At 65.9% G+C, this 24,133-nt stretch carries 26 protein-coding genes and 1 tRNA gene; 22 read left to right on the top strand and 5 right to left on the bottom strand.

Features of this window, described 5'->3' with window-relative positions; genetic code table 11:
- Positions 1–17 precede the first annotated feature (17 nt).
- The 10 genes from rsfS (at position 18) to HD599_RS09200 (ending at position 8,158) form a co-directional block, all read left to right on the top strand.
- Positions 18–425 (top strand): ribosome silencing factor, encoded by a 408-nt coding sequence (rsfS, locus tag HD599_RS09245; protein ID WP_184236376.1) that lies wholly within the window; start codon positions 18–20, stop codon positions 423–425.
- A gap of 152 nt (positions 426–577) precedes the next feature.
- The gene (locus HD599_RS09240; RefSeq protein WP_184236372.1) at positions 578–1,588 is read left to right on the top strand and encodes a methionine ABC transporter ATP-binding protein; all 1,011 of its coding nucleotides are present in this window, start codon (positions 578–580) and stop codon (positions 1,586–1,588) included.
- A complete protein-coding gene (locus HD599_RS09235; RefSeq protein ID WP_184236369.1) occupies positions 1,585–2,352 on the top strand; it encodes a methionine ABC transporter permease in 768 nt (255 codons plus the stop codon). The genes HD599_RS09240 and HD599_RS09235 overlap by 4 nt, the downstream gene beginning before the upstream one ends.
- A 72-nt stretch (positions 2,353–2,424) precedes the next feature.
- Entirely contained in the window at positions 2,425–3,261 is an 837-nt protein-coding gene (locus tag HD599_RS09230) for a MetQ/NlpA family ABC transporter substrate-binding protein (protein ID WP_184236366.1), read from the top strand.
- 343 nt (positions 3,262–3,604) lie between these two features.
- Positions 3,605–3,678, top strand: a tRNA-Ala gene (locus HD599_RS09225).
- 436 nt (positions 3,679–4,114) lie between these two features.
- On the top strand, positions 4,115–4,699 hold the full coding sequence (locus HD599_RS09220; protein ID WP_184236363.1) for a DUF6518 family protein: 585 nt from the start codon (positions 4,115–4,117) through the stop codon (positions 4,697–4,699).
- A gap of 216 nt (positions 4,700–4,915) precedes the next feature.
- Complete coding sequence (locus HD599_RS09215; protein WP_184236360.1) at positions 4,916–5,527, top strand: TetR/AcrR family transcriptional regulator; 612 nt, start codon at positions 4,916–4,918, stop codon at positions 5,525–5,527.
- Between the two features lie 190 nt (positions 5,528–5,717).
- Positions 5,718–6,026, top strand: a complete 309-nt coding sequence (locus HD599_RS09210; RefSeq protein ID WP_184236358.1) for a DUF4286 family protein — start codon at positions 5,718–5,720, stop codon at positions 6,024–6,026.
- Positions 6,023–7,138: a Gfo/Idh/MocA family protein gene (locus HD599_RS09205; RefSeq protein ID WP_184236355.1), complete on the top strand. Its 1,116-nt coding sequence runs from the start codon at positions 6,023–6,025 to the stop codon at positions 7,136–7,138. The genes HD599_RS09210 and HD599_RS09205 overlap by 4 nt, the downstream gene beginning before the upstream one ends.
- Positions 7,139–7,141: 3 nt before the next feature.
- Positions 7,142–8,158, top strand: a complete 1,017-nt coding sequence (locus HD599_RS09200; protein WP_184236352.1) for an SDR family NAD(P)-dependent oxidoreductase — start codon at positions 7,142–7,144, stop codon at positions 8,156–8,158.
- On the opposite strand, the gene HD599_RS09195 is transcribed toward HD599_RS09200, so the two are convergent.
- Complete coding sequence (locus tag HD599_RS09195; protein ID WP_184236349.1) at positions 8,142–8,528, bottom strand: hypothetical protein; 387 nt, start codon at positions 8,526–8,528, stop codon at positions 8,142–8,144. The two genes, HD599_RS09200 and HD599_RS09195, sit on opposite strands and share 17 nt — an antisense overlap.
- A 259-nt stretch (positions 8,529–8,787) precedes the next feature.
- On the opposite strand from HD599_RS09195, the gene HD599_RS09190 reads away from it, so the two are divergent.
- From HD599_RS09190 to HD599_RS09180, 3 genes are all read left to right on the top strand, one after another.
- Positions 8,788–9,645 (top strand): alpha/beta fold hydrolase, encoded by an 858-nt coding sequence (locus HD599_RS09190; RefSeq protein ID WP_246376141.1) that lies wholly within the window; start codon positions 8,788–8,790, stop codon positions 9,643–9,645.
- A gap of 55 nt (positions 9,646–9,700) precedes the next feature.
- Positions 9,701–10,414: an alpha/beta fold hydrolase gene (locus HD599_RS09185; protein ID WP_184236346.1), complete on the top strand. Its 714-nt coding sequence runs from the start codon at positions 9,701–9,703 to the stop codon at positions 10,412–10,414.
- Between the two features lie 79 nt (positions 10,415–10,493).
- Complete coding sequence (locus HD599_RS09180; protein ID WP_184236343.1) at positions 10,494–13,205, top strand: AAA family ATPase; 2,712 nt, start codon at positions 10,494–10,496, stop codon at positions 13,203–13,205.
- On the opposite strand, the gene HD599_RS09175 is transcribed toward HD599_RS09180, so the two are convergent.
- Entirely contained in the window at positions 13,189–14,361 is a 1,173-nt protein-coding gene (locus tag HD599_RS09175; protein WP_184236338.1) for a flavin-containing monooxygenase, read from the bottom strand. The two genes, HD599_RS09180 and HD599_RS09175, sit on opposite strands and share 17 nt — an antisense overlap.
- Positions 14,361–15,935, bottom strand: a complete 1,575-nt coding sequence (locus HD599_RS09170) for a GMC family oxidoreductase (protein WP_184236336.1) — start codon at positions 15,933–15,935, stop codon at positions 14,361–14,363. Before HD599_RS09170 ends, HD599_RS09175 begins: the two co-directional genes overlap by 1 nt.
- Before the next feature lie 377 nt (positions 15,936–16,312).
- On the opposite strand from HD599_RS09170, the gene HD599_RS09165 reads away from it, so the two are divergent.
- The 3 genes from HD599_RS09165 to HD599_RS09155 all read left to right on the top strand — a co-directional run bounded on the left by HD599_RS09165 (position 16,313) and on the right by HD599_RS09155 (position 18,613).
- Complete coding sequence (locus tag HD599_RS09165; RefSeq protein WP_184236333.1) at positions 16,313–16,990, top strand: GNAT family N-acetyltransferase; 678 nt, start codon at positions 16,313–16,315, stop codon at positions 16,988–16,990.
- A gap of 109 nt (positions 16,991–17,099) precedes the next feature.
- On the top strand, positions 17,100–17,903 hold the full coding sequence (locus tag HD599_RS09160) for a hypothetical protein (RefSeq protein ID WP_184236329.1): 804 nt from the start codon (positions 17,100–17,102) through the stop codon (positions 17,901–17,903).
- Complete coding sequence (locus HD599_RS09155; protein ID WP_184236326.1) at positions 17,900–18,613, top strand: phosphatase PAP2 family protein; 714 nt, start codon at positions 17,900–17,902, stop codon at positions 18,611–18,613. Before HD599_RS09160 ends, HD599_RS09155 begins: the two co-directional genes overlap by 4 nt.
- Here the strand turns inward: HD599_RS09155 and HD599_RS09150 are convergent.
- Positions 18,545–18,943, bottom strand: coding sequence for an ACT domain-containing protein (locus HD599_RS09150; protein WP_184236323.1), 399 nt, complete (start codon positions 18,941–18,943; stop codon positions 18,545–18,547). The two genes, HD599_RS09155 and HD599_RS09150, sit on opposite strands and share 69 nt — an antisense overlap.
- Positions 18,940–19,563 carry a TetR/AcrR family transcriptional regulator gene (locus HD599_RS09145; protein ID WP_184236320.1) on the bottom strand — a complete coding sequence of 208 codons (624 nt, stop codon included), beginning with the start codon at positions 19,561–19,563 and terminating at the stop codon, positions 18,940–18,942. Before HD599_RS09145 ends, HD599_RS09150 begins: the two co-directional genes overlap by 4 nt.
- 324 nt (positions 19,564–19,887) lie before the next feature.
- Here HD599_RS09145 and HD599_RS09140 point away from each other — a divergent pair, with 324 nt between their 5' ends.
- From HD599_RS09140 to HD599_RS09115, 6 genes are all read left to right on the top strand, one after another.
- A complete protein-coding gene (locus HD599_RS09140) occupies positions 19,888–20,217 on the top strand; it encodes a putative antibiotic biosynthesis monooxygenase (protein WP_221420959.1) in 330 nt (109 codons plus the stop codon).
- A 525-nt stretch (positions 20,218–20,742) separates the two neighbouring features.
- Positions 20,743–21,159 (top strand): hypothetical protein, encoded by a 417-nt coding sequence (locus tag HD599_RS09135; RefSeq protein ID WP_184236315.1) that lies wholly within the window; start codon positions 20,743–20,745, stop codon positions 21,157–21,159.
- 189 nt (positions 21,160–21,348) lie between these two features.
- Positions 21,349–21,873: an NAD(P)H-dependent oxidoreductase gene (locus HD599_RS09130; RefSeq protein ID WP_221420473.1), complete on the top strand. Its 525-nt coding sequence runs from the start codon at positions 21,349–21,351 to the stop codon at positions 21,871–21,873.
- A complete protein-coding gene (locus HD599_RS09125; RefSeq protein ID WP_184236311.1) occupies positions 21,870–22,394 on the top strand; it encodes a flavin reductase in 525 nt (174 codons plus the stop codon). The genes HD599_RS09130 and HD599_RS09125 overlap by 4 nt, the downstream gene beginning before the upstream one ends.
- Positions 22,395–22,398: 4 nt before the next feature.
- A complete protein-coding gene (locus tag HD599_RS09120) occupies positions 22,399–23,247 on the top strand; it encodes an ABC transporter ATP-binding protein (RefSeq protein WP_184236308.1) in 849 nt (282 codons plus the stop codon).
- 20 nt (positions 23,248–23,267) lie between these two features.
- The gene (locus tag HD599_RS09115; RefSeq protein ID WP_221420472.1) at positions 23,268–24,128 is read left to right on the top strand and encodes an ABC transporter permease; all 861 of its coding nucleotides are present in this window, start codon (positions 23,268–23,270) and stop codon (positions 24,126–24,128) included.
- Positions 24,129–24,133 lie beyond the last annotated feature (5 nt).

Raw genomic sequence — 24,133 nt, 5'->3', positions numbered from 1 at the left:
CACTCCAAAAGGACCCAGTGACTGCTTCTCCTCGCGCGCGCGAACTCGTCAACGTGGCGGCTCTCGCCGCCGACTCCAAGCAGGCCGAAGACCTCGTCGCCCTCGACGTGTCCGGCCCGCTTCCCCTCACCGATGTCTTCCTGATCGCCACCGGCCGTAACGAACGTAACGTCGTCGCCATCGCCGGCGAGATCGAGGACAAGATGCTCGAGGCCGGTGCCAAGACGCTGCGCCGTGAAGGCCGCGCGGAGGGTCGCTGGATCCTCCTCGACTTCGGCGACGTCATCGTCCACGTCTTCCATGAGGACGACCGCATGTACTACTCGCTCGAGCGCCTCTGGAAGGACTGCCCGACGATAACCCTCAACGTCGCGAGCGCTGCCGAGTCCGTCGAGACGGAACCGGCCACCGAGGCCGCCGAGTAGTTGACATACGTCGTCTACATAACGGCGGATGACGCGTACCGTAACAATCGGTAACACCGATTTGTTCTGCCGGAGTCGTTCCGGTCACACTGAGCCATTCCGTCGCCCGCCGTCGCGTGACGTTCCGTAGCACGCACGAACCCGGGTAGAGCATGATTTCGATCGATCACGTCAGCAAGTCCTTCGGGACTGCCGCCAGCCACACCCTCGCCCTCGACGACGTCAGCCTCGAGGTGGGCCGCGGCGAGATCTACGGTGTCGTCGGCCAGAGCGGCGCGGGCAAGAGTACGCTCATCCGCACGGTCAACCTGCTGGAGCGTCCCGACTCCGGCCGCATCACTGTCGACGGCAGAGAGTTGACCTCCCTGGGGGCGAAGGATCTCCGGATCGCGCGCCAGGGCATCGGCATGATCTTCCAGCACTTCAACCTGCTCTCCAGCCGCACCGTGCAGGGCAATGTCGAGCTCGCGCTCGAGGTCGTGGGCGTCGACGGCAAAGAGCGACGCAGTCGCGCGGGGGAGATCCTCGAGCTCGTCGGCCTCTCCGACAAGGCGAACGCGTACCCGGCGCAGCTCTCCGGCGGTCAGAAGCAGCGGATCGGCATCGCCCGGTCGCTCGCCACCCGCCCGAGCGTGCTGCTCTCCGACGAGGCGACGAGCGCGCTCGACCCCGAGACCACACGCTCGATCCTCGACCTGCTCAAGACCATCAACCGGGAGCTCGGCCTCACCGTACTGCTCATCACCCACGAGATGGACGTGGTCAAGGCCATCTGCGACTCCGCTGCGCTCATCGAGGGCGGCCGCATCGCCGAACAGGGCAAGCTCGTCGAGCTCATCTCGAAGCCCGGTTCGCGTCTCGCCCACGAACTCTTCCCGCTCGGCGAGGTGCCGGCCGGCACGACCGGCACGGTCATCGACATCACCTTCAGCGGCGGACTCGCCGACCGGCCGGTGATCGCACAGCTCGCCCGCGAGTACGCGATCGACGTCAGTATCCTCGGCGCCACGATCGAGACGATCGCGGGCAGCCAGGCCGGCCGCACCCGGCTCGAGCTTCCCGGCTCGCCGGAGACGATCGCCGCCGCCATCGCCGACCTTCGCCGCCAGGGTCTCCTCGTCGAGACCGTGACGCCCACCACGACCGCGGGAGCCGCAGCATGAACGACACCTCGGACCCCAAGTTCTGGAGCGACCTCGTCGACGTCTTGATCGTCGGCACCGGGCAGACGCTCTACATGGTCTCGATCGCGCTGCTCGTCACGATCGTCGTCGGTCTTCCCCTCGGCATCCTGCTCGTCGGCACGGAGAAGGGCGGACTGTTCGAGAGCCCGTTCGGCTCGCGTGCGCTCGGCCGGGTCGTGAACCGGTTGCTCGATTTCATCGTCAACCTCGGCCGCTCCATCCCGTTCATCATTCTGATGATCGCGGTGATCCCGTTCACGCGGCTGATCATCGGCACGTTCATCGGATCCACGGCCGCGATCGTGCCACTGTCGCTGGTCGCCATCCCGTTCTTCGCCCGCATGGTCGAGATCGCGCTCAAGGAGATCGACCCGGGGCTCACCGAGGCGGCGAACTCGCTGGGTGCGAGCCGGTGGCAGATCGTGCGCAAGGTGCTCGTGCCCGAGGCGCTGCCCAGCATGCTGCTCGGACTCGCGACGACCGTGACATCCATCATCAACTTCTCGGCGATGGTCGGGACCGTCGCGGGCGGCGGCCTCGGCGACGTGGCGTTCCGCTACGGCTACCAGCGCTACTCGACGATCCACATCGTCGCCGTGATCATCATCATCTTCATCATCGTGCAGTCGCTCGCCGCCATCGCCACGCACTTCGCGAGGCGTTTCGCCCGCACGTCCTCCGACACCGGCCGCGTCAAAGCGGTCGAGTCGCTCGAGCTGAAGGCCGCCGCCGAAGCCCGCTAGTTTCACCCGGGCGGCCGAAGTCAGCATCACGGCCGCTATTTGCATCACCCCACCCCCAAGAGAAGAGAAATCATGCGTATCAACCTCCGCAGCGCGCGCCTTGCTGGTGCCGCCGTTGCCGTCGCCGCCCTCACCGTCGGCCTCTCGGCCTGCGCCTCGAGCGAGCCCGCCGCGACGACCGACTCCGACAGCACGGACCTCGGCACGATCAAGGTCGGCGCTCTGCAGACCCCGGCCGGCGACATCCTGACCTGGGTTCAGGAGAACCTCGCCGAGGATGCCGGACTCACCATCGAGTTCGTCCCCTTCACCGACTACAACACCCCCAACCTGTCGGTGAGCGACGGGTCGACCGACGCCAACCTCTTCCAGAACGCGAACTTCCTCGCCACCTACAACGAGGCGTCCAACGACTCGCTCGTGAGCGTCGGCGAAGTCTACCTGCCGAGCGCCGCGTTCTACAGCGACAAGATCGACAGCCTCGACGACCTCGACGACGGCGCGAAGATCGCCATCCCGAACGACCCGACGAACGAGGGCCGCGCGCTCAAGATCCTCGCGGCCGAGGGCCTGATCGAGACCACCGACGAGCCGACCACGCTCGCCGACATCACCGAGAACCCGAACGACTACGAGTTCGTCGAGATCGAGAACGCGACCCTCGCGCAGTCGGTCCCCGACGTCGACACCGCGTTCGTCACTATCTCGTTCGCACTCCCCGCCGGCCTCACCTCCGACGACGCGATCCTCATCGAGGGCAGCGACAGCCCGTACGTCAACGTGCTCGCCACGACCGAGGAACTCGAGAGCGACCCCCGCGTCGAGAAGCTCTTCGAGCTGCTGACCTCGGATGAGACGGCCGAGTACATCAACGACACCTGGGGCGGCCTCGTCGTCCCCGTCTCGTAGTCTCTCCAGACACACGGATGCCCGTCCTGCTTCGGCAGGGCGGGCATCCGTCGTTAGGACCCCGTTCTCGTCGGTCCGTGTACGCCGGCAGGCGCCCGCCTGCGGGGACGGATCGGGAGACGGGCGGCTCGGGGTCGTACCGTGGCGCACAGGGTGGCAGCCAGGCTCACGCGTGTTCCGCCGGGGGAGGGTCGTCGCGGCATCCGCTGGATATTCGTTCTCCATGATTTTTTCGGCGATTTGCCGGGGATTTTCGTGATGGGCGGTCGAAAGCGGTCCACGGGCCCGAATTGATGTAGTAATCTTTACAAGTTGCCTTTTCGAGCGATCGGAAAGAAAACATGGGTCCATGGCGCAGCCCGGTAGCGCACCTGCATGGCATGCAGGGGGTCAGGGGTTCGAATCCCCTTGGATCCACAGAAAAATAGCAGGTCAAACGGCCATTTCAGAATCCGCGAGGATGACGGAATGGCCGTTTTTCTGTGGGGATCGACAGTTTGGCGCATCGTAGATGCGCGCGGCTAAGCGCCGTAGCCTGTCTCGAAACTAGTGGGTTCCGAGGCGTCTTGAATCGTGGAGACGATCACTGTTTCCCATCCGCCTCGCGGCTGAGCACACGCGCGGCTGAGTCACCTCGCACCATCGGGGTGTCGCACCGAACCCGATCCGGCAGCCTTGTCCCATAGCTTCGACGGCAAGAACTCCCGGCGCCCACGAGGTCCGTGCGGGTACGGAAGAATCAGTTTGAGCCGGAATGAGCGGTAGTCGTGCGTCGATTTCGCAATCGACGAAGACTGACACGTCGCACGGTGATGAGAGCAGCAACCGTAGTGCCTCAATGGGGAGGCTTGCAGTGCAACTCATTGCGGTGGCGGCCGCTAGCGCGCTGTTTGGGGGAGCGACGTCATTTGCGCAGACGTTCCTGCCAGATGTTCTCCGCCCGTTCGCGAACTCGGCATCGGGCTGGACGCTGTTGACCGCCATGGTCGTAGCGGAATGCCGGGCAAGGACGGTACCGTCGGCCGTTTTCGGAGCGGTCAGCTTCGTCGCCCTCGTCCTGGGCTATCAGATTGTGTCCGGGTTACGTGGGTCTGCCGACGAGCAAACACTGTTCCTCATCATCGGCATTGTGGTCGGGCCATTTGTTGGCGTCGCCGCGTCTTGGTTCCACCGCGATGGCTGGCGGGCACTTCTCGGGTCCGGCATTTTGTCGGGAATAGCCGTGGGCGAAGGTGTTTATGGTCTCGTTTTGATTTCTGACACAACGGGTTGGTTTTACTGGACGATTATCGCCGTCATTGGCCTTGTGCTGTTGATCCTGACAGCCAGATACCGCATCCACAACGCGCGCGGCCGTGTTCTTCTAGCGCTGGTTGTGCTCGCGGTCGGCGTCGCGTTCTTCTTCGCTTACCTGGCCGCCGGACAGATCAGTCGCTAGAGAAAGCCTTGTGAACTGAAATGCGTGGACGGGTCTTGGCTTAGACCTATTTGCCGGTGCACACATCCGTGCGGGCACCAAGCTGTTCACATTTCGCGTTACCTAATACGGCTGTGCTCCCGGTGATGTACCCATTGGATGTCGCGACCTCCGTGCGAGCACGGAGAAGCCAGCTGGACCGGAATGCGTTCGTCCGATCTCGCCTAGGGTGAAGGCATGACCGACGCTCCAGCTCCCGACGCAACAACAACCGCCATTAGCCAGCCGGACATGCGGGCCGACTCCCGGCGAAACCGAGTTCGTCTGGTGGCTGCCGCGAGGGAACTGGTCGCGGAGAAGGGCCTCGACGTCACGGCGGCCGAGATTGCCGCCCGCGCCGAAGTGGGCGTCGGTACGTTATATCGACGTTTCGGATCGAAAGAGGCCCTACTCGACGACATCCTCGCCGACGGCCTCGATGAGGTCGAGGCCGTCGCGCTGCTCTCACTAGAGGATCCAGACGCGTGGAACGGTCTTGTGGCCTTCTTCAGGTTCTTCAGCCAGACCCAGGTAGGGAACCAGGGCATTGCGGAGTTTCTCGCCGCAAATTCTGACCTCCCGGGTGAGGCAATCAGAGATGACTCCCGTCCTCTACGAGAGCTCGTCCAGCAGATTGTGCGTCGAGCCCACGACGCCGGGGTACTGCGCGCGGATGTCACCTGGCAAGATTTCATCGTCCTTAGTCGTGCATCGGTCGATGCTGGCGATTGTCTCGGTTTCCATGCCCCATCTGACCAGTGGGAGCGCACCTGCGCAGTCATCCTCAACGGGCTCCGGGCGCCGCGCTAGCCCCTGAGGCCGCGCAACGCAGCAGGTCCATCGCCGGCGACCCGAGCAACATGCACCGAACACCAAACTTCGGTGCGCACCGAAGCGCCAAAAACTAATCTCTCGAAAAACGGACACACCCATTCCGTTTCTGCTATGTTTCAAACCGGAACGAACAATTCCGATTTGACCATCGACGAGAGTGGACCCATTGACCAAGTACATCCAGACAGTGCGCAGCAGGGCCCTCGACGGCCGCGAAGCCGAATACCGTGACTGGTACCTAGCGACGCACATACCGGAGCTGCTCGCGCTTCCAGGCTTCGTCTCGGCCGACTTCCGCCGTATGCTCGCACCGGTCGACGCGCCCGCGGAGTTCCTTTGTATCTATACGATCGAGACCTCGGACCTCCCTGCGGTGCAGGCGGCCATGGTCGCGGCAGGCGCTCTGACGGTGCCGAGCCCAGCGATGGATGTTCCTGCGACACGCGTCGAGTTCTTCGGGGCGGCACTCGTATGAGCGCGCCGATCAGAGTCGGCATCGTCGGCGTCAATGCGCAGCGAGGGTGGGCGGCGGAAGCGCATATCCCGGCGCTTCGATCGCTGCCGTCGTACGAGATCACGGCTTTGAGCAGCACACGTCAAGATTCGGCGGATGCTGCGGCAGCGGCGTTCGGCGTGAAGCTGGCATTCAGCAATCACCATGACCTCGTCACAAGTCCCGAGGTCGACCTCGTGGTCGTCACTGTCAAGGTTGCGCATCACCGCGAGATCGTCGATGCGGCCCTCAATGCAGGCAAGTCCGTCTACAGCGAGTGGCCTCTCGGCTTGGATATCGACGAGGTCCAGGCGATGGTCGGGCTCGCGCAGCAGAAGAAGGCTCGAACACTCGTCGGATTGCAGTCCCGCAGCAATCCCGCCGTAATGTATGCCAGCGAGCTCGTCGCCGAGGGTTATGTCGGAACCGTCCTGTCCACCACCCTGATCGGCTCGGCCGGTCTCGGTGGGATCATCGACCAGGGCAACTCGTACATCGTCAAGAAGGAAAACGGCGCGAGCTTGCTGCGCCTTGTAGCCGCCCACAGCATCGACGTGCTCAACCACGTCCTCGGCGATTTCAGTGAACTCTCGGCCGTTCTCGACACCCGCCGCCCCGACATGGTCGTCCTCGAAACCGGCGACCGGATCGTCAAGACGGCGCCGGACCAGGTCGCGGTTATCGGCCGGCTCGAGTCGGGAACCACCGCAAGCCTCCACTTCCGCGAAGGACACCAAGGCGGGGAGATGTTCCTGTGGGAGATCAACGGGACCGAGGGCACCCTGCAGCTCCGCGCCGAAGGAGGTCACCCGGGTATGTTCGCGCCGACCATCTCCGGTTCGCAAGGCAGCGACCGCCTCACGGCGCTCACCATCCCCGAGCGCTTCACCGACCAGACCCCCGGTCTTGAGCTGCTGGTGAATACGACCGCCTACAGCGTGGCCCGGATGTACGACACCTTCGCCGCTGACTTGCGGGAGGGCTCGCGCAACGCGCCCGACTTCGCCGAGGCGCTTCGCACTTTCCGTGTGATCGACGCCGTCGAGAACGCAGCCATCTCCGGCGCCCGCGTCTTTCTCCCGAAGGCGATCTAGCGCATGTCTGTCAAAATCGAGCGGGACACGACCGGCGTCGCTGCCGGGTGGAATCCGCGACGCCTGCCTCGCGCCGAAGGAAAGGTCTTCGTCATCACCGGCGGGCACGCCGGTATCGGCTACTTCATCAGCGAACAACTCGCCCACGCCGGCGCCACGGTGGTGATGGCGTCGCGCAGCCAGGCCAAGGCGCAGAACGCGATTGCATCGATCCGCGCTCGGGTACCCGGTGCGAGAGTCTCTTATCTTCACCTCGATCTGTCGAGTCTCTCGTCGGTCGCCGAGACGGCCACTGCCCTGCGCGACCTGCCTCGAGTCGACGCGCTCGTGCTCAATGCCGCAGCCATTCTCACAAAAGCACGCACAGAGACGGCCGACGGCAACGAGACCGTCTTCGGCGTGAACGTCGTAGGCAACTTCGCTCTCGCCGCGCAGGCGATGGCTGTGCTGGAACGCACGGCGGGCAGCCGCCTGATCACCCTCGCGAGCATTGCACCGTGGCTGGCGCGGCTCCGTACCCTCGACATGGCGAACCTGAACAGCACGACGGGTGCGTATCAGAGCTTCCCGACCTACGCGCGGTCGAAGGCCGCCCAGATGCTCATCGCCCTCGAACTCGACCGTCGGCTCCGCGGCAGCGCCAGCCAGGTGACGAGCGTTCTCGCGCACCCTGGCGGAGCTCACGACGGTCTGAGCCCACGCCGGGCCGGCGTGATGGAACCGACAGTGCTTCGGCGGATCGCCACGGCACCGCTATTCGCGGTCGCACAGGGCAAGGACCGCGGGGCGTGGCCCATCGTCCGCGCCGCTCTGGATCCCGTAGCCGACGGCGGTCAGATCTGGGGGCCGAGACTGTGGTCGTCGATCGGCCAGCCGCGCGTGGAGGGACCGACCACGGTGATCCGCCGGATCGGTCTACTCGACGACGACACGCTCGCCCGCGCGACCTGGGACGCCACGGCCGACCTTGCCGGTGTCGAGTGGGGGGAGCGACCGCCGGGCACTAAGGCGAACACCTGACGCGAGGATTGTTGACGTTGGAGGCGACCAGCAGCGTCAACCCGAGAACCCCTGCACCGGCAGCGAGGATGCGAAACCCGCGCCTCCGCCGGCGGAGGTGTTCGGAGACTATCCACTTCAGGATGATTCTTCTCGCAGCCTCCTGGGGGCTTCCCAAGTCCGCGAACAGCATCGCGGTACCTCGCGAATCGAGCCACGACAACTCCTCCTTCAGGTCGTCTACGGAACTGAATCTCAGCGGCGCCGGCACGCGTTGTTGGAGCGCTTCTTCGAACGCAGTCACGTAGACCTCTGCTTCCGCGCGTGCACCGGTCCCGGTCGCGGGTTGTGGGCCGGGCGGCGTAGTCGTCGGGGAATTCGGGGAGGTCACGCATAAACGATAAAACGCGTGCAACTGCCGGTCATCCGTGCATCCACGGGTCTTCCAGCACGGTGCTGGGATCTGATTTTTCCGAATATGTGACCAGTTCGTCTACCTATTTTCAATTTCGAGTTGTGCTTTTCCGACCGACCCCCCATAGTTGTGCCTACGTAGAGTAACCAGTTCGTCTACATGGGTTGTTCTCCAGATCTCCTCCCGGTCCATCCGGACCACACATCCTGCATCACCTCAACGAAAGCAGCCCATCATGAACATCTTCTCGTCACTCTCCTCGTCAAAGCGCGGCCGTATCGGCGTCGTAGTCGCCGCATCCGCGGTCGCTCTGGTCGCCCTCGCCGGCTGCGCCCCCGCACCGGTGGACGCCGCCGCCGGCTCGTCCAGCGAGGTGCCGGTCGACCCGTCCAAGCCCACCATCGTCATGGTGCACGGCGCATGGAGCGACGCCAGCCCGTTCGACGCCGTGAGCAAGGAACTACGCGCCGACGGTTACGCCGTGGTCAACTTCGCGAACCCCCTCCGCGCCCTCGGCGCGGACACTGCGTACCTCGCCTCGTTCCTCGAGACCCGCACCGAGGGTCCCGTCGTTCTCGTCGGACACTCCTACGGCGGAGCGCTCATCAGCGGTGCCGCGCTGAGCGACACCGACGTGCAGTCGCTGGTCTACGTCAACGGCTTCGTGCCGGAGGAGGGCGAGACTATTCTCGACCTCTCCAGCAAGGCCGGCCCGGTCGACCCGGCCGCGCTGTTCGACATGGCGCCGTTCCCCGGCGACCACAACGTCGACCTCTACCTGAAGCCCGAAGCATTCGCCGGCGGATTCTCCAACGGCCTCACCGACGCGCAGACCGCGACCTACCTCGCCAGCCAGCGCCCGATCGCCTACGCCGCACTCATCGAGCCCGCCGCCGCGAACCCGGCATGGAAGACCCTCCCGTCCTGGTACATCGCCGGAACCGAGGACCACAGCATCGACATCTCCACTCAGCGCTTCATGGCCGAGCGCGCCGGCTCCACCCTCATCGAGGTCAAGGCCGGACACCTCTCGATGGTCGCCGACCCCGAGGCCGTGACCAAGGCCATCGAGTCCGCCGCAGCAGCCAAGTAGCACCCACCTCCACCCGATCACCCCACCATCCCAAACAAAGAAGAAGGAAGTCATCATGACCACCCAGCCCACCATCGTCATCGTCCACGGCGCCTGGAGCGACTCCAGCCCCTTCGCCGCGGTTGACGCCCTGCTCGCCGCAGACGGCTACACCGTCACCCACTTCGCCAACCCGCTCCGCTCCCTCGACAACGACACCGACTACCTCGCCGCGTTCCTGAAGACACGCACCACAGGACCGGTCGTGCTCGTCGGACATTCCTACGGCGGAGCAGTCATCGGGGGAGCAGCGCTCACCCACCCCGACGTGCAGGCACTCGTCTACCTCAACGCCTTCGTACCCGAGGAGGGCGAGACCATCCTCGACCTCGCCGGCCACGCCGGCCCGGTCGACCCCGGCGCCCTGTTCGACATGGCGCCGTTCCCCGGCGACCACAACGTCGACCTCTACCTGCAGCCGGGCGCTTTCGCCGGTGGCTTCGTCAACGGCCTCCCCGAGGAACTCGCGGCACCCCTGTTCGCCAAACAACGCCCGATCACCTTCCAGGCCCTCTCCGAGCCGGCCCGCGCCGACCAGGCGTGGAAGACGCTGCCGTCCTGGTACGTCGCCGGTACCGACGACCACAGCATCCCGTTCGAGACCCAGTCGTGGATGGCCGAGCGCGCCGCTTCGCGCCTGACCGTCGTCACCTCGGGACACCTGTCGATGGCCGCCGATCCCGAGACCGTCGCGCGCGTGATCACCGAGGCCGCGTCCTTCTCCAAATAGCCACCTCACCAGCGAGGGAGCGTGCGGCCACCACCGGTCGCGCGCTCCCTTTTATTGCGTGACCGACGAAAGCTGAACCATGACGAAGATCGACTCCAACCTCGCTGCACTGGATCGGACGACGGCGGCTGCTCTCATCGCCGCTCTGCCCGCTTCGACGGATCAGCGCCTGTTGCTCGTGGGGGAGCCAGGGATCGGCAAGTCCACCCTCATCGCAGCCGCCGCCACCCGGTTCTCCTTGTCCGGCTCACTCGTACTGCGCGCGAGCCCGTCATTCGCCGAAAGGCACACCTCCTACAGCATGCTCTGGGACCTCCTGGGCGACCTCGACCTCGAGCTGCTCGGAAGCACCGCAGGTGAACACCGCACCATCCTCGAGATCGCCCTCGGCCGGCGCCCAGCCGAGACCGAGATACCAGCACTGGCCACGGCCCTCTCATTCGAGAGCATCCTGCGTCAGATCTCCGCCAACATGCCTGTAGTGCTATTAGTCGACGACCTGCACTGGTCCGACCCGGAGTCGATCGCGGTCATGGAACGCGCCCTCAGACACCTCTCAGACAGCCCCATCCGTCTCGTCGCAACCACCCGCGAATACGGGCGCCGATCCGCCCACACCTCGGGACTCACCTTCGATCCCAACCAGGTCCACGACCTCGACGGCCTGACGGTCGACGAACTCGAACGCCTCACTCGCCCGGCGTGGCCATCCACTCCAACCCGCTCACAGGTCGTAGCGCTCCGCGAGCACACCGGTGGCAACCCGATGTGGGCGTTCGAACTCATCCGACGCGGCGCCACCGGCGACCTCGGCGCGCTCCAAGTCGGCACACTCGACGCCCCGCCGCCACTCGCCGTCGCCGTCGCGGACCGGCTACAGGCGCTCAGCCGCCCGGCCTCCGACGTCGTCGCGATCGTCGCCCTCCTCGGACGCCCCTCCCTCGCCCTTCTGGGCGACGTCCTCCGCTTCTCCGGGATCCCGGAGAACGCCATCGACGAGGCAGACGACGCCGGCTTCCTCGAAATGACAACGGGGACCGCCACCACCCGGCATCCCCTGCACGCCTCCGCCGCCACGGCCAGCCTCGGACAATCCCGGCGACGGGAGCTGCACGCATTCATCGCCCGGGCGATCACCGATCCCGTAATCAAGGCGCAGCACCTCCAGCAGTCCCAGCCGCCCGGGCCCGACGAGACAATCGCGCTGGCGCTCACGGCCGCCGCCGTCATCATGCGCCAGCGTGGCGCACGACTCCGATCCGCCCACTTCGACGCGCAAGCGGTCGAACGGACCGACCCTTCGACGGCCGCATACCAGGACCGTCTTCTCACCCAAGCCCAGCACCTCTTCTCCGCCGGCGACGACAACGCCTGCCTCCTCGCGCTCGGCCGCGTCGCACCCTCGCGCCTCGACATACCCCAATACGACACGTGGGTCGCCCTGACAACCAGCGCCGACCCGGCGCGGGCCCGCGGCTTCCTCGCGACGGCCGCCGCGCCGGAGGCTGTCCGAAAGGCGATCCTCCACGCCAACTCCGTATCCGCTGCGGGCCTGCGGGTGTCGCAACGCGCCCGTCGCTCGGCCGCAGCGCTTTCCGACTTGTCCGCCGCTGACACCCCCAACGCCACCCATCGGGCACTGCGCGGGCTCGCGCGGTCGCACGTAGACGCCGGCGACGGACTCGACCACGAGATCATCGCCGACATGAACCGCCGACAGGCGGTGCGACTCGTGGTCGGACTCGATGACTCGGGCCTCGCCACAGAGGGCTTCCTCGCCCACCTGGCCGACGACGTCCACCTGTCCCGCCGGTCCTTGGCCGGTCTAGTCGACTGGGCGAGGGCGGAAGGCAAAGAAGGGATCGAACGCGTCTTCCTCGCGCACGCCGCTCTCGTCGAGACTATCGCCGGCAACGTAGGCGCGGCGGAAGTGCTCGCCAGCCGCTCCGGTTTCGACATCACCTCCGGCGACCTGCCGGCAGGTCTCCAGACGATGGCAGGGCTGCTCATGGTCGCCACAGGCCGTCACGACGACCTCCGCCGGATCATCCCCGCCTGGCGCGCCTCGACCACCGACACTGCGCTGGAAATCGAAGGGCTGCTCGGAATGTCCGCCCTCGGACGGCGCGACTGGCACGAAGCGATACGACACCTGCGGGTCGCAGCGAAGACGGCGGACGACCTCGAACTCGTCGAACCCGGAAGCCGCTTCCGCGTCGACCTCCCCCTCGTGGAGGCACTGCTGCAGGTAGGCGACATCGAGGAGGCCGGCGTCCGCCTCGCCCGCATCCGCGCTTTCGTGGAGACGAGGGATCGGCCGATCTCGCAGATCGGCCTGCACCGGATGACGGCGCTGTACCTGGCAGCGACGGGCGATCTCTCGGCTGCGCTGGCCGAATCCACTGCGGCCGTCGACCTAGCAGCCGATCACCGTAGACCGGGCGACGAGATGCTGGCACTGCTGCAGCGCACCCGGATCCTGCGGCGGCTGCGGCGGGTGACTCAGGCGCGAGACGACATCAGCGGCGCCGAACTGCTCTTCGAGGCGGCCGGCATCGAGGGGCTGCGCCACCATCTGGAAGCCGCCTCCACGGAGAAACGGAAAGTGGTCTCCCCGGCCCAGCTGACGGCGGCGGAGCGCCGGGTCGACGGGCTGGTTCGCGATGGACAGAGCAACGGGGAGATAGCGGCGGCGCTGTTCGTGAGCGTGCGGACCGTTGAGTCGCACGTCTCGGCGATCCTGCGGAAGACGGGCTCAGCCAGCCGGGCCAAGCTCATCGCCCGCGACTGAGCGGACCGCGCTTCGCCGCTCGCCGTTCCTCATTCGCGACCCGGCGGGCGTCCCCGGCCATCTGCCTGAGGGCGCCTGTCGCCGAAACGGTGAAACCCACGAACGAGAAGCCGGGAGCGGCCCGCGATCCCGACGCCGCTCGCGGATCGCCGTGCTCGTCGAGCAAACCCAGTCCTCCCAGCAGGCGCTCGAGCCCGCGGCGGTATCCGGTGGCGAACACCACCACATCGGGGTGGAGCTGCTGCCCGTCAGCCAGGAGAACCGCTTCCCGCTCGAAGCCGGCGACGGCCGCGACCGGGATCACCGTCCCCGCCTCGAGCAAGCGCAGAATGCCCGTGTCGTGCACCGGCACCGAGCGGTCCCGCCGCACCCGCGTGAAGAGGTCCGGTCGTGGGCGTCCCAGGTTCCTGGCAGACAGGTCGGGGACCGTGAAGTGCGCGAGCGCGGACGCCAGCCGATCGGCCAGCCCGACCGGGAGGAGGCTCATGGCGATGGCGATCGCCTGCATCGAGACGCCTCCTACACGTCTCCGGACAATATGCGGCGTCGTACGCACCGCCATGGTCACCCGTCGGGCTCCCGTTGCCACCAGCTCGGTGGCGGCCTCCGCCGCCGCGTTGCCCGAACCCACGACGAGCACATCCATGCCGGCGAACTGGCCACCGCCCGCATAGTCGGACACGTGCAACGCCGAGCCGGTGAAACCGTCGAGCCCCGGCAACTCGGGAATGTGGGGGAGCCGGTTGTATCCGGTCGCCATGACCACCGACGCGGCGCGATGGGCAACGCCGCCGGTCGTGGTAACCGACCAACGAGCGCTGTCAGGGGCATCCCGGACCCGCTCTACCTCGGTGACCCGAGAATCAAACCGCACGTCGATGCCCTCGGCATACTGCTCGAGGTACCGCACCAGATCCGAACTGGTGACGTATCGTCCGTACTCGCGGGGGATGACCATGCCGGGTAGCCCCGAGAGGCGCCGCACCGTGTGCAGGCGGAAGCCCGTACGGTGCGCGCGCCAACTCGAGGCCACCGAAGTGCCCCGATCGAGTACCAGTACCCGCCGGCCCACACGCATCAGCTCGTGGGCTGCGGCGAGGCCGGCGGGGCCGGCGCCGATGACGATGACATCGACACCGTCCCCTCGGCCGCTCATCAGCCGGCGATGAGCTGGGCGGCTCGCTCGGCGATGGCGAAGACGGTCGCGTTGGTATTCGCCGACACGGGCGAAGGCATGATGGATGCATCGGCGACGCGCAGCCGTGAGATGCCGCGCACACGGAGCTCCGGGTCGACGACGGCCAGGTCGTCGGTGCCCACACGGCAGGTGCCCGCGTAGTGGAAGTAGACCGTCAGGCTCTCCCGGAGGTAAGCGAGCATGGCGTCCTCCCCGTCGAGCGGGCGCCCGGGCTGCGCTTCCGCCCCGCGCCAGTCGGCAAGGGCGTCCGCGGAGCCGATCTCTCTCGCGATGCGGAGTCCGGCCATCATGACCTGCTGGTCGTGGGTGTCGCCGAGGTAGTCCGGGTCGATGAGCGGCGAGGCCAGGTGGTCGCGGCTGGACAGGCGCACGGTTCCGCGGCTGCGGGGCAGCATCGCCGAGAACGCGATGGCGTAGCCCTCGCCCGGTGCCGGGCCGTCGAGCGCCTGGTTACGGTAGGGCTGGCTGATCAACAGGATCTGCAGGTTCGGCGCGTCGTCGCTCCCGTTCGTGTTGACGAGTCCGACTCCTTGTCCGAAGATGTTCTCCGGGTTGGTCGCCAGCGGTGTCGCGTGCTCGAACACCACGGTCGACATGGGGTGGTCGTGCAGGTTCGCGCCGACACCGGGCAGGTCGAGTTCCACGTCGATTCCGAGTTCGGTGAGGTGGTCCGCGGGGCCGACACCGGAGAGCATCAATAGCTGGGCAGAGCCGATCGCGCCGGCAGTCAGGATGACCTCTCGACGCGCAGTCGCGACGGTTCCGAACACGACGCCGTCACCGTATTCCACACCCGTGCACACGCCGTCATGGATGAGGAGGCGCCTGGCCGTCGAATCGGTGATGATGTGAAGGTTCGGCCGCCCGGCGAAGGGGCGCAGATAGGCGTCGGCGGCGCTCATCCGCTGTCCGTCGCGCACGTTCGCGTCGGAGAGGCCGAAGCCGGTCTCGACGCCAGAGGAGATGTCGTCCGCAGTCCGGTATCCCATTTCCGCCGCGGCGGCGAGGCCCGCGACTACCACAGGACTGGGGTCGAGCGTCGGGCCGACGAACAGGGGTCCGTCGGTGCCGCGCAAGAGCGGATCGCGTCCGACCGTGGTCTCGCTCTTGCGGAAGTAGGGGAGGAGGTCATCGAAGCCCCACCCTGTAGCGCCCTGGTCGACCCAGGCGTCGTAGCTGGAGCTGTGGCCGCGGAGGAAGTTCAGTCCGTTGATGCTCGACGAACCGCCGAGCGCCTTCCCGCGCGGTGCGGCGAGCGGGGCACCGAGGAAGCCCTGCTCGACGGTCGACTCCCCCCAGTTCGCCGACGTGCCGAGCAGCGCGGGCCAGTAGCCCGGGAACTCCATCTCGGGAAGTGCCGTCGCCGATCCCGCCTCGATGAGCAGCACCTCGATTTCCGGGTCCTCGCTGAGCCGGGAGGCAATCACACTGCCGGCCGTTCCGCCGCCGACGACGATGTAGTCGTACGTCCGCACAACGGGTTCGGGCTCCAAGCGGTGTACGCCGGCGGTGGGGTTGATGGGGTCAGTCATTGTGTCCTCGTCTCTGGAAACTGGATGGAAAACATCCATGCGTTTGACGGTACGGAGGCGCATTCCGCGGCTCATCCGTGCGGGCACGGAGGTACCCGGAGGCGAGGGAAGGACCTCCGTATAACCACGGATGAACGACGCCTCGACGGCACGTAACGTCGGCAGGGAGACGCGCTGTGCCTCTCGACATCACGGAGAGAGCGCGCATGCCCGAGTTCACCCCAGACCACAGACCCGCCGACGGTCTCCCATTCTTCGCGTCCGAGCGAGCCGAGGCCGCGTGGTTCTTCGACTGGCTTAACGGCGCGCCCGAACCCGCGAAAGACGTTCTTCGAACGCGCGCAGTGCACTTGGCGTCAGGCGGTATCGCGACTTCGATGGCGAACGATCCGGTGAATTACTGGAGCAAGGCACTAGGTTTCTTCCGCCCGATCGACCGTGCCGCGATCGTCGAGATGGTCGACTTCTACCTCGCCCAGGGCACACCCTCGGCAACGATCCAGATCGCACCCGAGCTGTTTCCCCCCGACTGGGATCTGCTCTGTGCAGAGTTCGGGCTGACCGCCGGCTCAAGCTGGGTCAAACTCTCCGGGTCGAGCGACGTCGCGGGCGAATACCCGCACGGGCTCCGGGTCGAAGCGGTCGGCCCGGAAGACCTTGACGAATGGGCTGACACCGTGTTCCGCGGTTTCGGAATGCCGCCCGAGCACTTGGCCTCCCTCGCCGCCGAGTCCGCGCGGCGAGGATTCATCCAACCGTTCGGAGTCTGGGCAGATCAGTCGCTCATCGCCGGAGCGTCGCTCGCGATCGTCGGAGGTGTCGGGGCGCTCCTCGGCGCGGCGACACTCCCCGAGCATCGAGGGCGCGGCGCCCAACGGGCGCTCATTGCCATCCGCGCCGAGGCGGCACGCCGGGCGGGAATCGACCGGCTGATCGCGGAGACCGGCCGGCCGGCGCCCGGCGGCACCAACCAGTCGCTCGACAATCTGCTGCGGGCAGGGCTCTCGCCGCTGTACGACCGGGTCAACTGGATCTGGAACAATCCACAGGTCTAGTCGAGGGGCGCCGGTGATAAGTCAGTAGGGGCGCGGATGTCCGGGGTCTGGGGGATTCGTAGCGTGGAATCCCACCGTCGAGACACTTCACCAAAGGATCCTCAGCAGCATGTCCGTGCACGCCTTTTTCTCATCCCTGCAGGGCCTGAGCGCCACCGAAGCGCTTCTGCTCGTACTTCCTGTTGCTGCGTCCGCGATAGCGGTGGCCGGCGCGATACCGCAACTGGCACTCCTCGTCCGCTCCCACAACGCAAAGGGCGTCTCCATAGCGGGGTGGGCCACCGGAACCGCATCGAACACGGCGTGGGTGGTCTCGAGTTACATCAATGGCTCGCCCTTCACGGCGCTGGCGCTGCTGTTGCCGGCCCTCTTGACTGCAGCGGTATTCGTCCTCAGCACTGTCTGGGGAGGAGACCGCCACCTGCTGGCGACCCCCTTCTTGTTCCTCGCCCTACTCGGCGGGGTCCTCGCTATCGGGGTTCCAGAGCTCGTGACGGTGGTCCTCGCCACTACTACGGTCTGGGCATTCGGACCGAGCATCCTGGCCATTTTCACCGCGTCCGACCTGAGCGGAAATGCGGTCGCGACATGGGTTCTCGCAGGTGGGTACGGCGCGATCTGGGGCTTGTACGGCTTCCTCCTCTCCGACCTCGCCGTGCTGATCAACGGGACGATCAATCTGGTGCTCGGCGCAGCCGTGCTATCAGGCATACTCATCCACCGTCACGGCCTCATCCGGAGAAAGAGTCCAACGGTGACGAGCCCCTCGCAGCCCGCACACGAGCTCCGCGATGTGGGCCCAGCAGTCGACAAACTGCTGGGTATCGTGGAGGAGCCGCTTGCCGCCGCCAGCGTGACGTCCGTACTTGCCACAGTGTCGGACTCGCGAATCCAACGGACACTCACAACATGAGGCCTGTGTCGTCTCGACTTGTTCACGCGATATCCGCATCCGTCGTCTTGGCGGTTCCTGCGGCGGGGGCGGTGCTCTCGGTGGTGGTCGGCCCACCCGTGATCGACCTCTGGTGGCGTGCGGTGATGGTGGCGAGCCGCACGGACCCGCTAACCCAACTTGCCTACGTTCTCGACGTGTGGGGTGCGGACGGACTGGGATTCGGGGTCATTCCCGCGCTAATCGCCGGGACGCTGCTGCTGACCCGACGCGCGAGGGCTGTACCCGGCTTCCTGGTCGCCGGCGTAGTTTCGCTCGTGCTGGTCCAGGCGCTCAAACCTATCCTCGCCCGTGCTCGACCCGACGACATGCTCACGATCAGCGATGCCGGGTCGTTCCCCTCGGGACACGTGACAAACGTCGCGACGCTCGGCGTGTTCGCCGCGCTCATCTACCGGAGGCTGTGGGTGTGGGTTCTCGCCGTCGGGTACATCCTCGTGATGGCTTGGTCGCGCACCTACCTCAGCGCTCACTGGCTCTCGGACACCATAGCCGGTGCGCTGTGGGGGTCGGCCCTCGCCGTGGTGGTGTACTCGGCCAGATCCGCGATCGCACGTGGACACGCAAGGCGCCGAATGCTCAAAGTTAGTGAAAAGCCCGAGCTAATTCTGGGTGCGGAGGCCGCTGAGCACCTCCAGCGCCCGACCGGCATCGGTGGCCGGGACGAGTAGATGATCATGGTGGAAACCGGCCATGACGTTGCAGCTGATGCCGGCCTCTCCTAGCGCGGTGGAGAATGCAGCGGTGAGGCCGACGGCCTCAAGCGAGGAGTGCACCGTAAGGGTCAACCACGCCGCCACGAACTCGTAGCGGACTCCGTGAGTATCGGCATCCGGACGGCGGAGCACCACCGTCAGCCCTTCATCCTCAGCGACAGTCGCCGCGGACAGTGGCACGACCGGATGGTCCCGGTCGACGACGGCATAAACGTACTCGTCGGGCCGTTTTGTCGCCTCGAGCGTGGCTAGCATCGCGCGCAGATCGGTTGATCCGGTGGTCATCGTTCCAAGCCCACCACAGCTCGGCTGGCAGAAAGCAGCGCTGCGCCGACCTTTTTCGCATCGCCGAGATAGCCGGTCACCATGGCTCCGTCGCGCAGCATCATCAACTCGTCGGCCACCGCGGGATCGTGAATACCGATTGAGGCGGTGAGCTTGTTGAGCATCGATAGGAACCAGGTGCGGTGGGCGTCGACGACCTTCCGCACCGGGTGTTCCGCGTCCGCGTATTCCGCCGCGGCGTTGATGAACGGGCACCCGCGGAAGCCGGGGGAGCAGGCCTCCTGTCCGATCCCGTAGGAAACGAGCCGGAGTGTCTCATCGACGTCGCCATGGGCGGTCTCACTTGCTGCGAGGATGACCATCCGCTCCCAAGCCGCCCGGCGCTCGAGGTAGGCGACAATAAGGTCGTCTTTCGCTGGGAAATGACGGTAGAACGTCACCTTCGTGATCCCGGCCCGCTCGATGATCTTGTCAGCGCTGACTGCGCGGAGCCCTTGAGCGTAAAAGAGGTCTGCCGCCGCATCCACAATGCGTTCTTTCGTCGCCGCCCCCCGTCCGAGCGGCTGAGGCGGGTCAGCGGGCGCGGTCGCCGGATTCGGATCTGAATTTTCCTTCGTCATAAATGCAATAGTAACTGGTTCGTCTACTTGCGCTGGGGAATGTGCGGTGATCGTTGCATTAGCTCGGTCAACGTCGTGCCAATTCCACAACCGTGTTCATTGACGATGGGAATCGTCGGATCGTGAATCCTAGGACCGTTGCATGCCGTTTAACGCCGGCCTAGAGACTTCTGCATGTGGCGTAGCTAGCGAACCGCGAAGGGTTAGAGAGCGAAATCTCCGTGGCTCCACGAATCCCATGTGCGCTGGCTGCGGATAGCGCCGGGGTATCCCGCGCCTCGGACTGAATCGTTCTCCGACTACGGGGTGAACCTGACTGCGTCGATGAGACCGAAGGACGGAATGACGATGGAGAAAGACTGCAAGCCGCTCGAAGAGGTCGAGACTGACGTGACAAGTCACCGACTCACTACGGCTCCGTCCGTTCATGTGCGAGCACTGATCACCTGGATGGTGATCTTCCCGCTGGTCGCGATCGGGATGACCGTGACCGGTCCGCTCATCGAACATTGGAACCCTGTTCTGCGTGCGTTGACGCTGACCCTCGTCGTGGTGCCGACAGCTGTTTACATCGGCGTTCCGCGGCTGCTTGATGTCTACAACTGGACCGCCCGTGTCCGCGGGAAAAGTCGCGTCCGCAACGCCACTCGGTAGCTGTAGCGGTGACTTACCCTGAGCGACACCTGCGCCCTCTGGGCGGGTGAGTTGGGCGGTGCCGAGTTCGACGTTCGGGCGAAGCGATCGTCGTCTCAGCGTGCGAGATGCGTGAGGCTGGGCTATTGATCGCGAATTGCGAGCGTGACGCGCTTATGGGCCGTCGACACTTATTCGACACTTCAGCGCCGTCGAGAGTGGTCGAAATTGCCCGATGAGGATAAAATCGGGAATCGCAACGCAGTAATTCGGTTTTGGATAAACCCGAGGGACCAGCACTTTGTTCGAGAAAACTCGAGTCGTCAACCCAACCTAGGTGAGTCCTAGACCTGGTTGAGGCAACAGGGGGTCAGGGGTTCGAATCCCCTTGGATCCACACAATGGCTTGAAAAAGCCCGAACGAAGCCCCGCTCTCGAGCGGGGCTTCGTTCGTTTCCGGCACCCTCCGGTGGCCAGAGAAACATCCTCGAAATACGCGACGCGTAGGCTCGTCCTGTTCAGTCGACGTCGGAGGGGGTGGTTCTCGTGGTCCACATCGGAACCACCGGCCGCATCGAAGAAGAATCGACCGAGCACGCCATGCTCCGCGCTCTCGGGGCCCTGTACAAGTCGGAGCTCGAGCCGCGTACCCTGCACCTGCCGGGCAACCTGCGCGTTGAGGTCGAGGGCATCGACCAGGCGGAGAGCGTGCTCGTGCAGCTCGTGCCGTATCTCGGTGTGCCGCGCTCGACGCATCGAATGGGCGCTCTCGCCGACATGTTCAAGCTGGTCTGGTTGCGGGGCGTACTGCCGACGCGGCCCCGACTCGTGGTTTGCGTGGCCGAGCCGCAGGCGCGATTCTTCACGTCGTCTTCGTGGCCGCTGAGCGCGGCCAGGGACGCGGGCGTCGACGTCTACTCGTTCCGCTCGGATGGCACGCTCGAGCTGCTCACCGGCCCGTGAACACCGGCCGATGAGTTAACACGCTAGAAACAGCCACGGCAACTTTCACGTAACACGCTGCTTATACAGTTCTTCTCAACGGACCTCCGCGGGCCATTGTCTTCGCTTCCTTCTCGGAATCGAAGCCCTTCACCCGTCTGCTCTCCTTCTCTCTTATTGACAGATGCGATCTGAGCCCTGGAGGCACAAGTGACTCTCACCATTGACGGCGTCGTGGGTAATCCGCGTCAGGGTTCGAAGACCCTCGCCGCGACCACCGCGTTCGTCGAGCTGCTCGCGACACGAATCGGAGCAGACTCCACGCACGTACACGATCTGGCGGCCTTCGGCAGCCGGGTGCTGGACTACGCAGACCCGGCCGCGGCCGCGCTCCGCTCCACGCTCACGGGCGCGCAGGTCCTCGTCGTGGCGACCCCCGTTTACAAGGGCTCGTACACGGGGCTGCTCAAGGCGTTCCTCGACGGCTACGGTCCCGGCGCCCTCGCCGACACCCTCACGATCCCGTTCACCGTCGCCGCGTCGCCCGAGCACTCGCTCGCCGGCGCCACCCACCTCCAGCCCCTCCTCGACGAGCTCGGTGCCATCAGCCCGATGGGCGGCCTCTTCCTGCGCGACTCGGTCGTCGCGGAGCCGGAGGAACGCGACATCCACCTCGCCGCCTGGATCGACAGCCGGCTGCCACGCCTCGCCCGGCTCACGGGGGTGGCAGCGTGAGCGCCGAGGTCGCCATGAACACCGCGACGGGTCGATACCTCACCTCGCCGCCCGAGTTCGATCCCGCGGAGCTGCGCCGCGCGCTCGCCATGATGGGCACTTCGGTGACGCTCGTGACGACCAGCGTCGACGGCACCCCGTTCGGCTTCACCGCCAACAGCTTCACCAGTGTGTCGGTGAGCCCGCCGCTCGTCGCCGTCTTCCTCGCGGAGACGGCCGACAGCTATCCCGCGTTCTCCCGCACCTCCCACGTCGCGGTCAACATCCTCGCCGACGGCCAGGGAGACATCGCCAAGCACTTCGCGACGAAGGGCGTCGACAAGTTCGCCGCCGTGGAACTGCACCACGAGTTCGACCACGTGCCGGTCGTCACAGGGGCGATGGCATCGATCGTCGGCCGCGTGCACGAGCGCTGGACCGTGGGAGACCACCTCATGATCATCGTGCACGTCGACGACGTCACCCGCTCCGACGTCGAACCCCTCGTCTATCAGAACCGCCAGTTCAGGAAGTTGGTATAGCCGCATGTCAGTCGCTCCCGCCGGTGTGGAATCGGACACGATCAGCATCTCCCAGGCCGTCAAGATCTATGGCGGCGGTCCTTCGCAGTTCGTCGCGCTCAACGGCGTCGACGTGACGATCGAGCGCGGCCAGTTCGTCAGCATCATCGGCCCCTCCGGCTGTGGAAAGTCCACCCTTCTGCGGCTGATCGCCGGTCTGGAAGAACCGGACGCCGGTGACGTCAGCGTGTTCGGAGTGACCCCGGAACGGGCATGCGCCGCCAAGATGATCGGTCTCGTGCCGCAGACCCCCGCGTTGCTTCCCTGGCTCAACGTGCTGAAGAACGTCAGTCTGCCCGGGAAGATCAATACGGGAGCCGAGCGACGCCGCCAACGCATCGGAGGACACCAGCAGAAGTCCGCGCCCGACATGCGCGACCTGCTCGAGAAGGCCGGTCTCGCCGACGCCGCGCACAAGCTGCCGGCACAGCTCAGCGGCGGGATGCAGCAGCGTACGGCCATCGTGCGCGCGTTCGGCATGCAGCCGGACGTGCTGCTGATGGACGAGCCGTTCTCGGCGCTCGACGAATTCACCCGCGAGTCGATCCAGGGGCAGCTGCTCGATATCTGGGACCAGATGAACACCACCGTCGTGTTCGTGACCCACTCCGTGACAGAGGCCGTGCGACTCTCCGACAAGGTGCTGGTCATGTCCGCCGGCCCGGGCCGGGTCACCGCTTCGGTCGACATCGACCTCCCGCGCCCACGCAGCGAGGCGATGCTGAAGACCGCCGAGTTCCACCACTACGAAGACGTCATCCGCGACCACCTGCAGTCCGCCTGGCGCAAGTCGCCCGCCGCGAGCGCAGCCTGAGCCACGAGGAGAGACCAGATATGGCACTAATGACACCCACAGCGGCAGCCGACACCGCCGCTTCGGCGCCCGCGCTCCCGGTGAAGAAGCGCGGCGCACTCCCGAAGCGTCTCGCCTTCATCCGACCCGCCATCTGGCTGCCCGTAGTGGTGCTCGTCGGCGCCCTCGGTTTCGCCTGGAATGTCGTAGCCAAGGACAATCCGTACCTGCTGCCGCCGCTTGCAAAGGTGGGGGAGGCGCTGGCCAGCAACCCCGGCTTCTACATCCACAACGCCTGGGTGACCCTGTCGGTGGCGCTCGTCGGTCTGGCGATCGGGTTCGTCACCTCGTACATCCTCGCGATCCTCATCTCCGAGCTGCCGATCGCCCGCCGCGCCATCATGCCGGTGGCAGTCGTGCTCAACGTGACGCCGCTCGTGGCGATAGCGCCCGCGCTGGTGGTCGCCTTCGGGTTCGGTCCGGAGCCTAAGCTCATCGTGACCGCGCTGATCTGCTTCTTCCCGATCCTCATCAACGTCTCGACCGGTCTGCGCTCGGTGCCGCAGTCGGTCGTCCAGGTATTCACCACCATCCATGCCTCCCGGGTCGAGATGCTCTGGCACGTGCGCATGCCCAGTGCGCTGCCGTTCCTGTTCACGGCTCTGCGCATCGTCTTCCCGCTGTCGATCATCGGCGCCGTCGTCGCGGAACTCGCGGCACCGGGAGCGGCCGAAGGACTCGGCACCGTGATCAGCATCGCGTCGTCGAACAACCGGCTGCCGGTCGTCTACGCGGCGATCCTCTGCCTCGCGATCCTCGGCTCCGTGCTGCTGGCCGTCATCACCGCCGTCGAGCGCCGGGTTCTGCACTGGCACGAGTCGATGATCGGCGAGAAGAGCTAGACCCG

This window comes from Conyzicola lurida (assembly GCF_014204935.1).
Classification (GTDB): domain Bacteria; phylum Actinomycetota; class Actinomycetes; order Actinomycetales; family Microbacteriaceae; genus Conyzicola; species Conyzicola lurida.
Note: the sequence above shows the minus strand (reverse complement) of the source record. Positions and strands in the feature narration are given on the sequence as shown.

What these genes read in the sequence shown, in the direction of transcription:
- HD599_RS09240 (WP_184236372.1), top strand. Translation starts at nt 578, where the DNA reads ATGATTTCGATCGATCACGTCAGCAAGTCCTTCGGGACTGCCGCCAGC.
- HD599_RS09235 (WP_184236369.1), top strand. Translation starts at nt 1,585, where the DNA reads ATGAACGACACCTCGGACCCCAAGTTCTGGAGCGACCTCGTCGACGTC.
- HD599_RS09230 (WP_184236366.1), top strand. Translation starts at nt 2,425, where the DNA reads ATGCGTATCAACCTCCGCAGCGCGCGCCTTGCTGGTGCCGCCGTTGCC.
- HD599_RS09215 (WP_184236360.1), top strand. Translation starts at nt 4,916, where the DNA reads ATGACCGACGCTCCAGCTCCCGACGCAACAACAACCGCCATTAGCCAG.
- HD599_RS09205 (WP_184236355.1), top strand. Translation starts at nt 6,023, where the DNA reads ATGAGCGCGCCGATCAGAGTCGGCATCGTCGGCGTCAATGCGCAGCGA.
- HD599_RS09200 (WP_184236352.1), top strand. Translation starts at nt 7,142, where the DNA reads ATGTCTGTCAAAATCGAGCGGGACACGACCGGCGTCGCTGCCGGGTGG.
- HD599_RS09190 (WP_246376141.1), top strand. Translation starts at nt 8,788, where the DNA reads ATGAACATCTTCTCGTCACTCTCCTCGTCAAAGCGCGGCCGTATCGGC.
- HD599_RS09185 (WP_184236346.1), top strand. Translation starts at nt 9,701, where the DNA reads ATGACCACCCAGCCCACCATCGTCATCGTCCACGGCGCCTGGAGCGAC.
- HD599_RS09180 (WP_184236343.1), top strand. Translation starts at nt 10,494, where the DNA reads ATGACGAAGATCGACTCCAACCTCGCTGCACTGGATCGGACGACGGCG.
- HD599_RS09175 (WP_184236338.1), bottom strand. Translation starts at nt 14,361, where the DNA reads ATGAGCGGCCGAGGGGACGGTGTCGATGTCATCGTCATCGGCGCCGGC.
- HD599_RS09170 (WP_184236336.1), bottom strand. Translation starts at nt 15,935, where the DNA reads ATGACTGACCCCATCAACCCCACCGCCGGCGTACACCGCTTGGAGCCC.
- HD599_RS09165 (WP_184236333.1), top strand. Translation starts at nt 16,313, where the DNA reads ATGGCGAACGATCCGGTGAATTACTGGAGCAAGGCACTAGGTTTCTTC.
- HD599_RS09160 (WP_184236329.1), top strand. Translation starts at nt 17,100, where the DNA reads ATGTCCGTGCACGCCTTTTTCTCATCCCTGCAGGGCCTGAGCGCCACC.
- HD599_RS09155 (WP_184236326.1), top strand. Translation starts at nt 17,900, where the DNA reads ATGAGGCCTGTGTCGTCTCGACTTGTTCACGCGATATCCGCATCCGTC.
- HD599_RS09150 (WP_184236323.1), bottom strand. Translation starts at nt 18,943, where the DNA reads ATGACCACCGGATCAACCGATCTGCGCGCGATGCTAGCCACGCTCGAG.
- HD599_RS09145 (WP_184236320.1), bottom strand. Translation starts at nt 19,563, where the DNA reads ATGACGAAGGAAAATTCAGATCCGAATCCGGCGACCGCGCCCGCTGAC.
- HD599_RS09140 (WP_221420959.1), top strand. Translation starts at nt 19,888, where the DNA reads ATGAGACCGAAGGACGGAATGACGATGGAGAAAGACTGCAAGCCGCTC.
- HD599_RS09120 (WP_184236308.1), top strand. Translation starts at nt 22,399, where the DNA reads ATGTCAGTCGCTCCCGCCGGTGTGGAATCGGACACGATCAGCATCTCC.
- HD599_RS09115 (WP_221420472.1), top strand. Translation starts at nt 23,268, where the DNA reads ATGGCACTAATGACACCCACAGCGGCAGCCGACACCGCCGCTTCGGCG.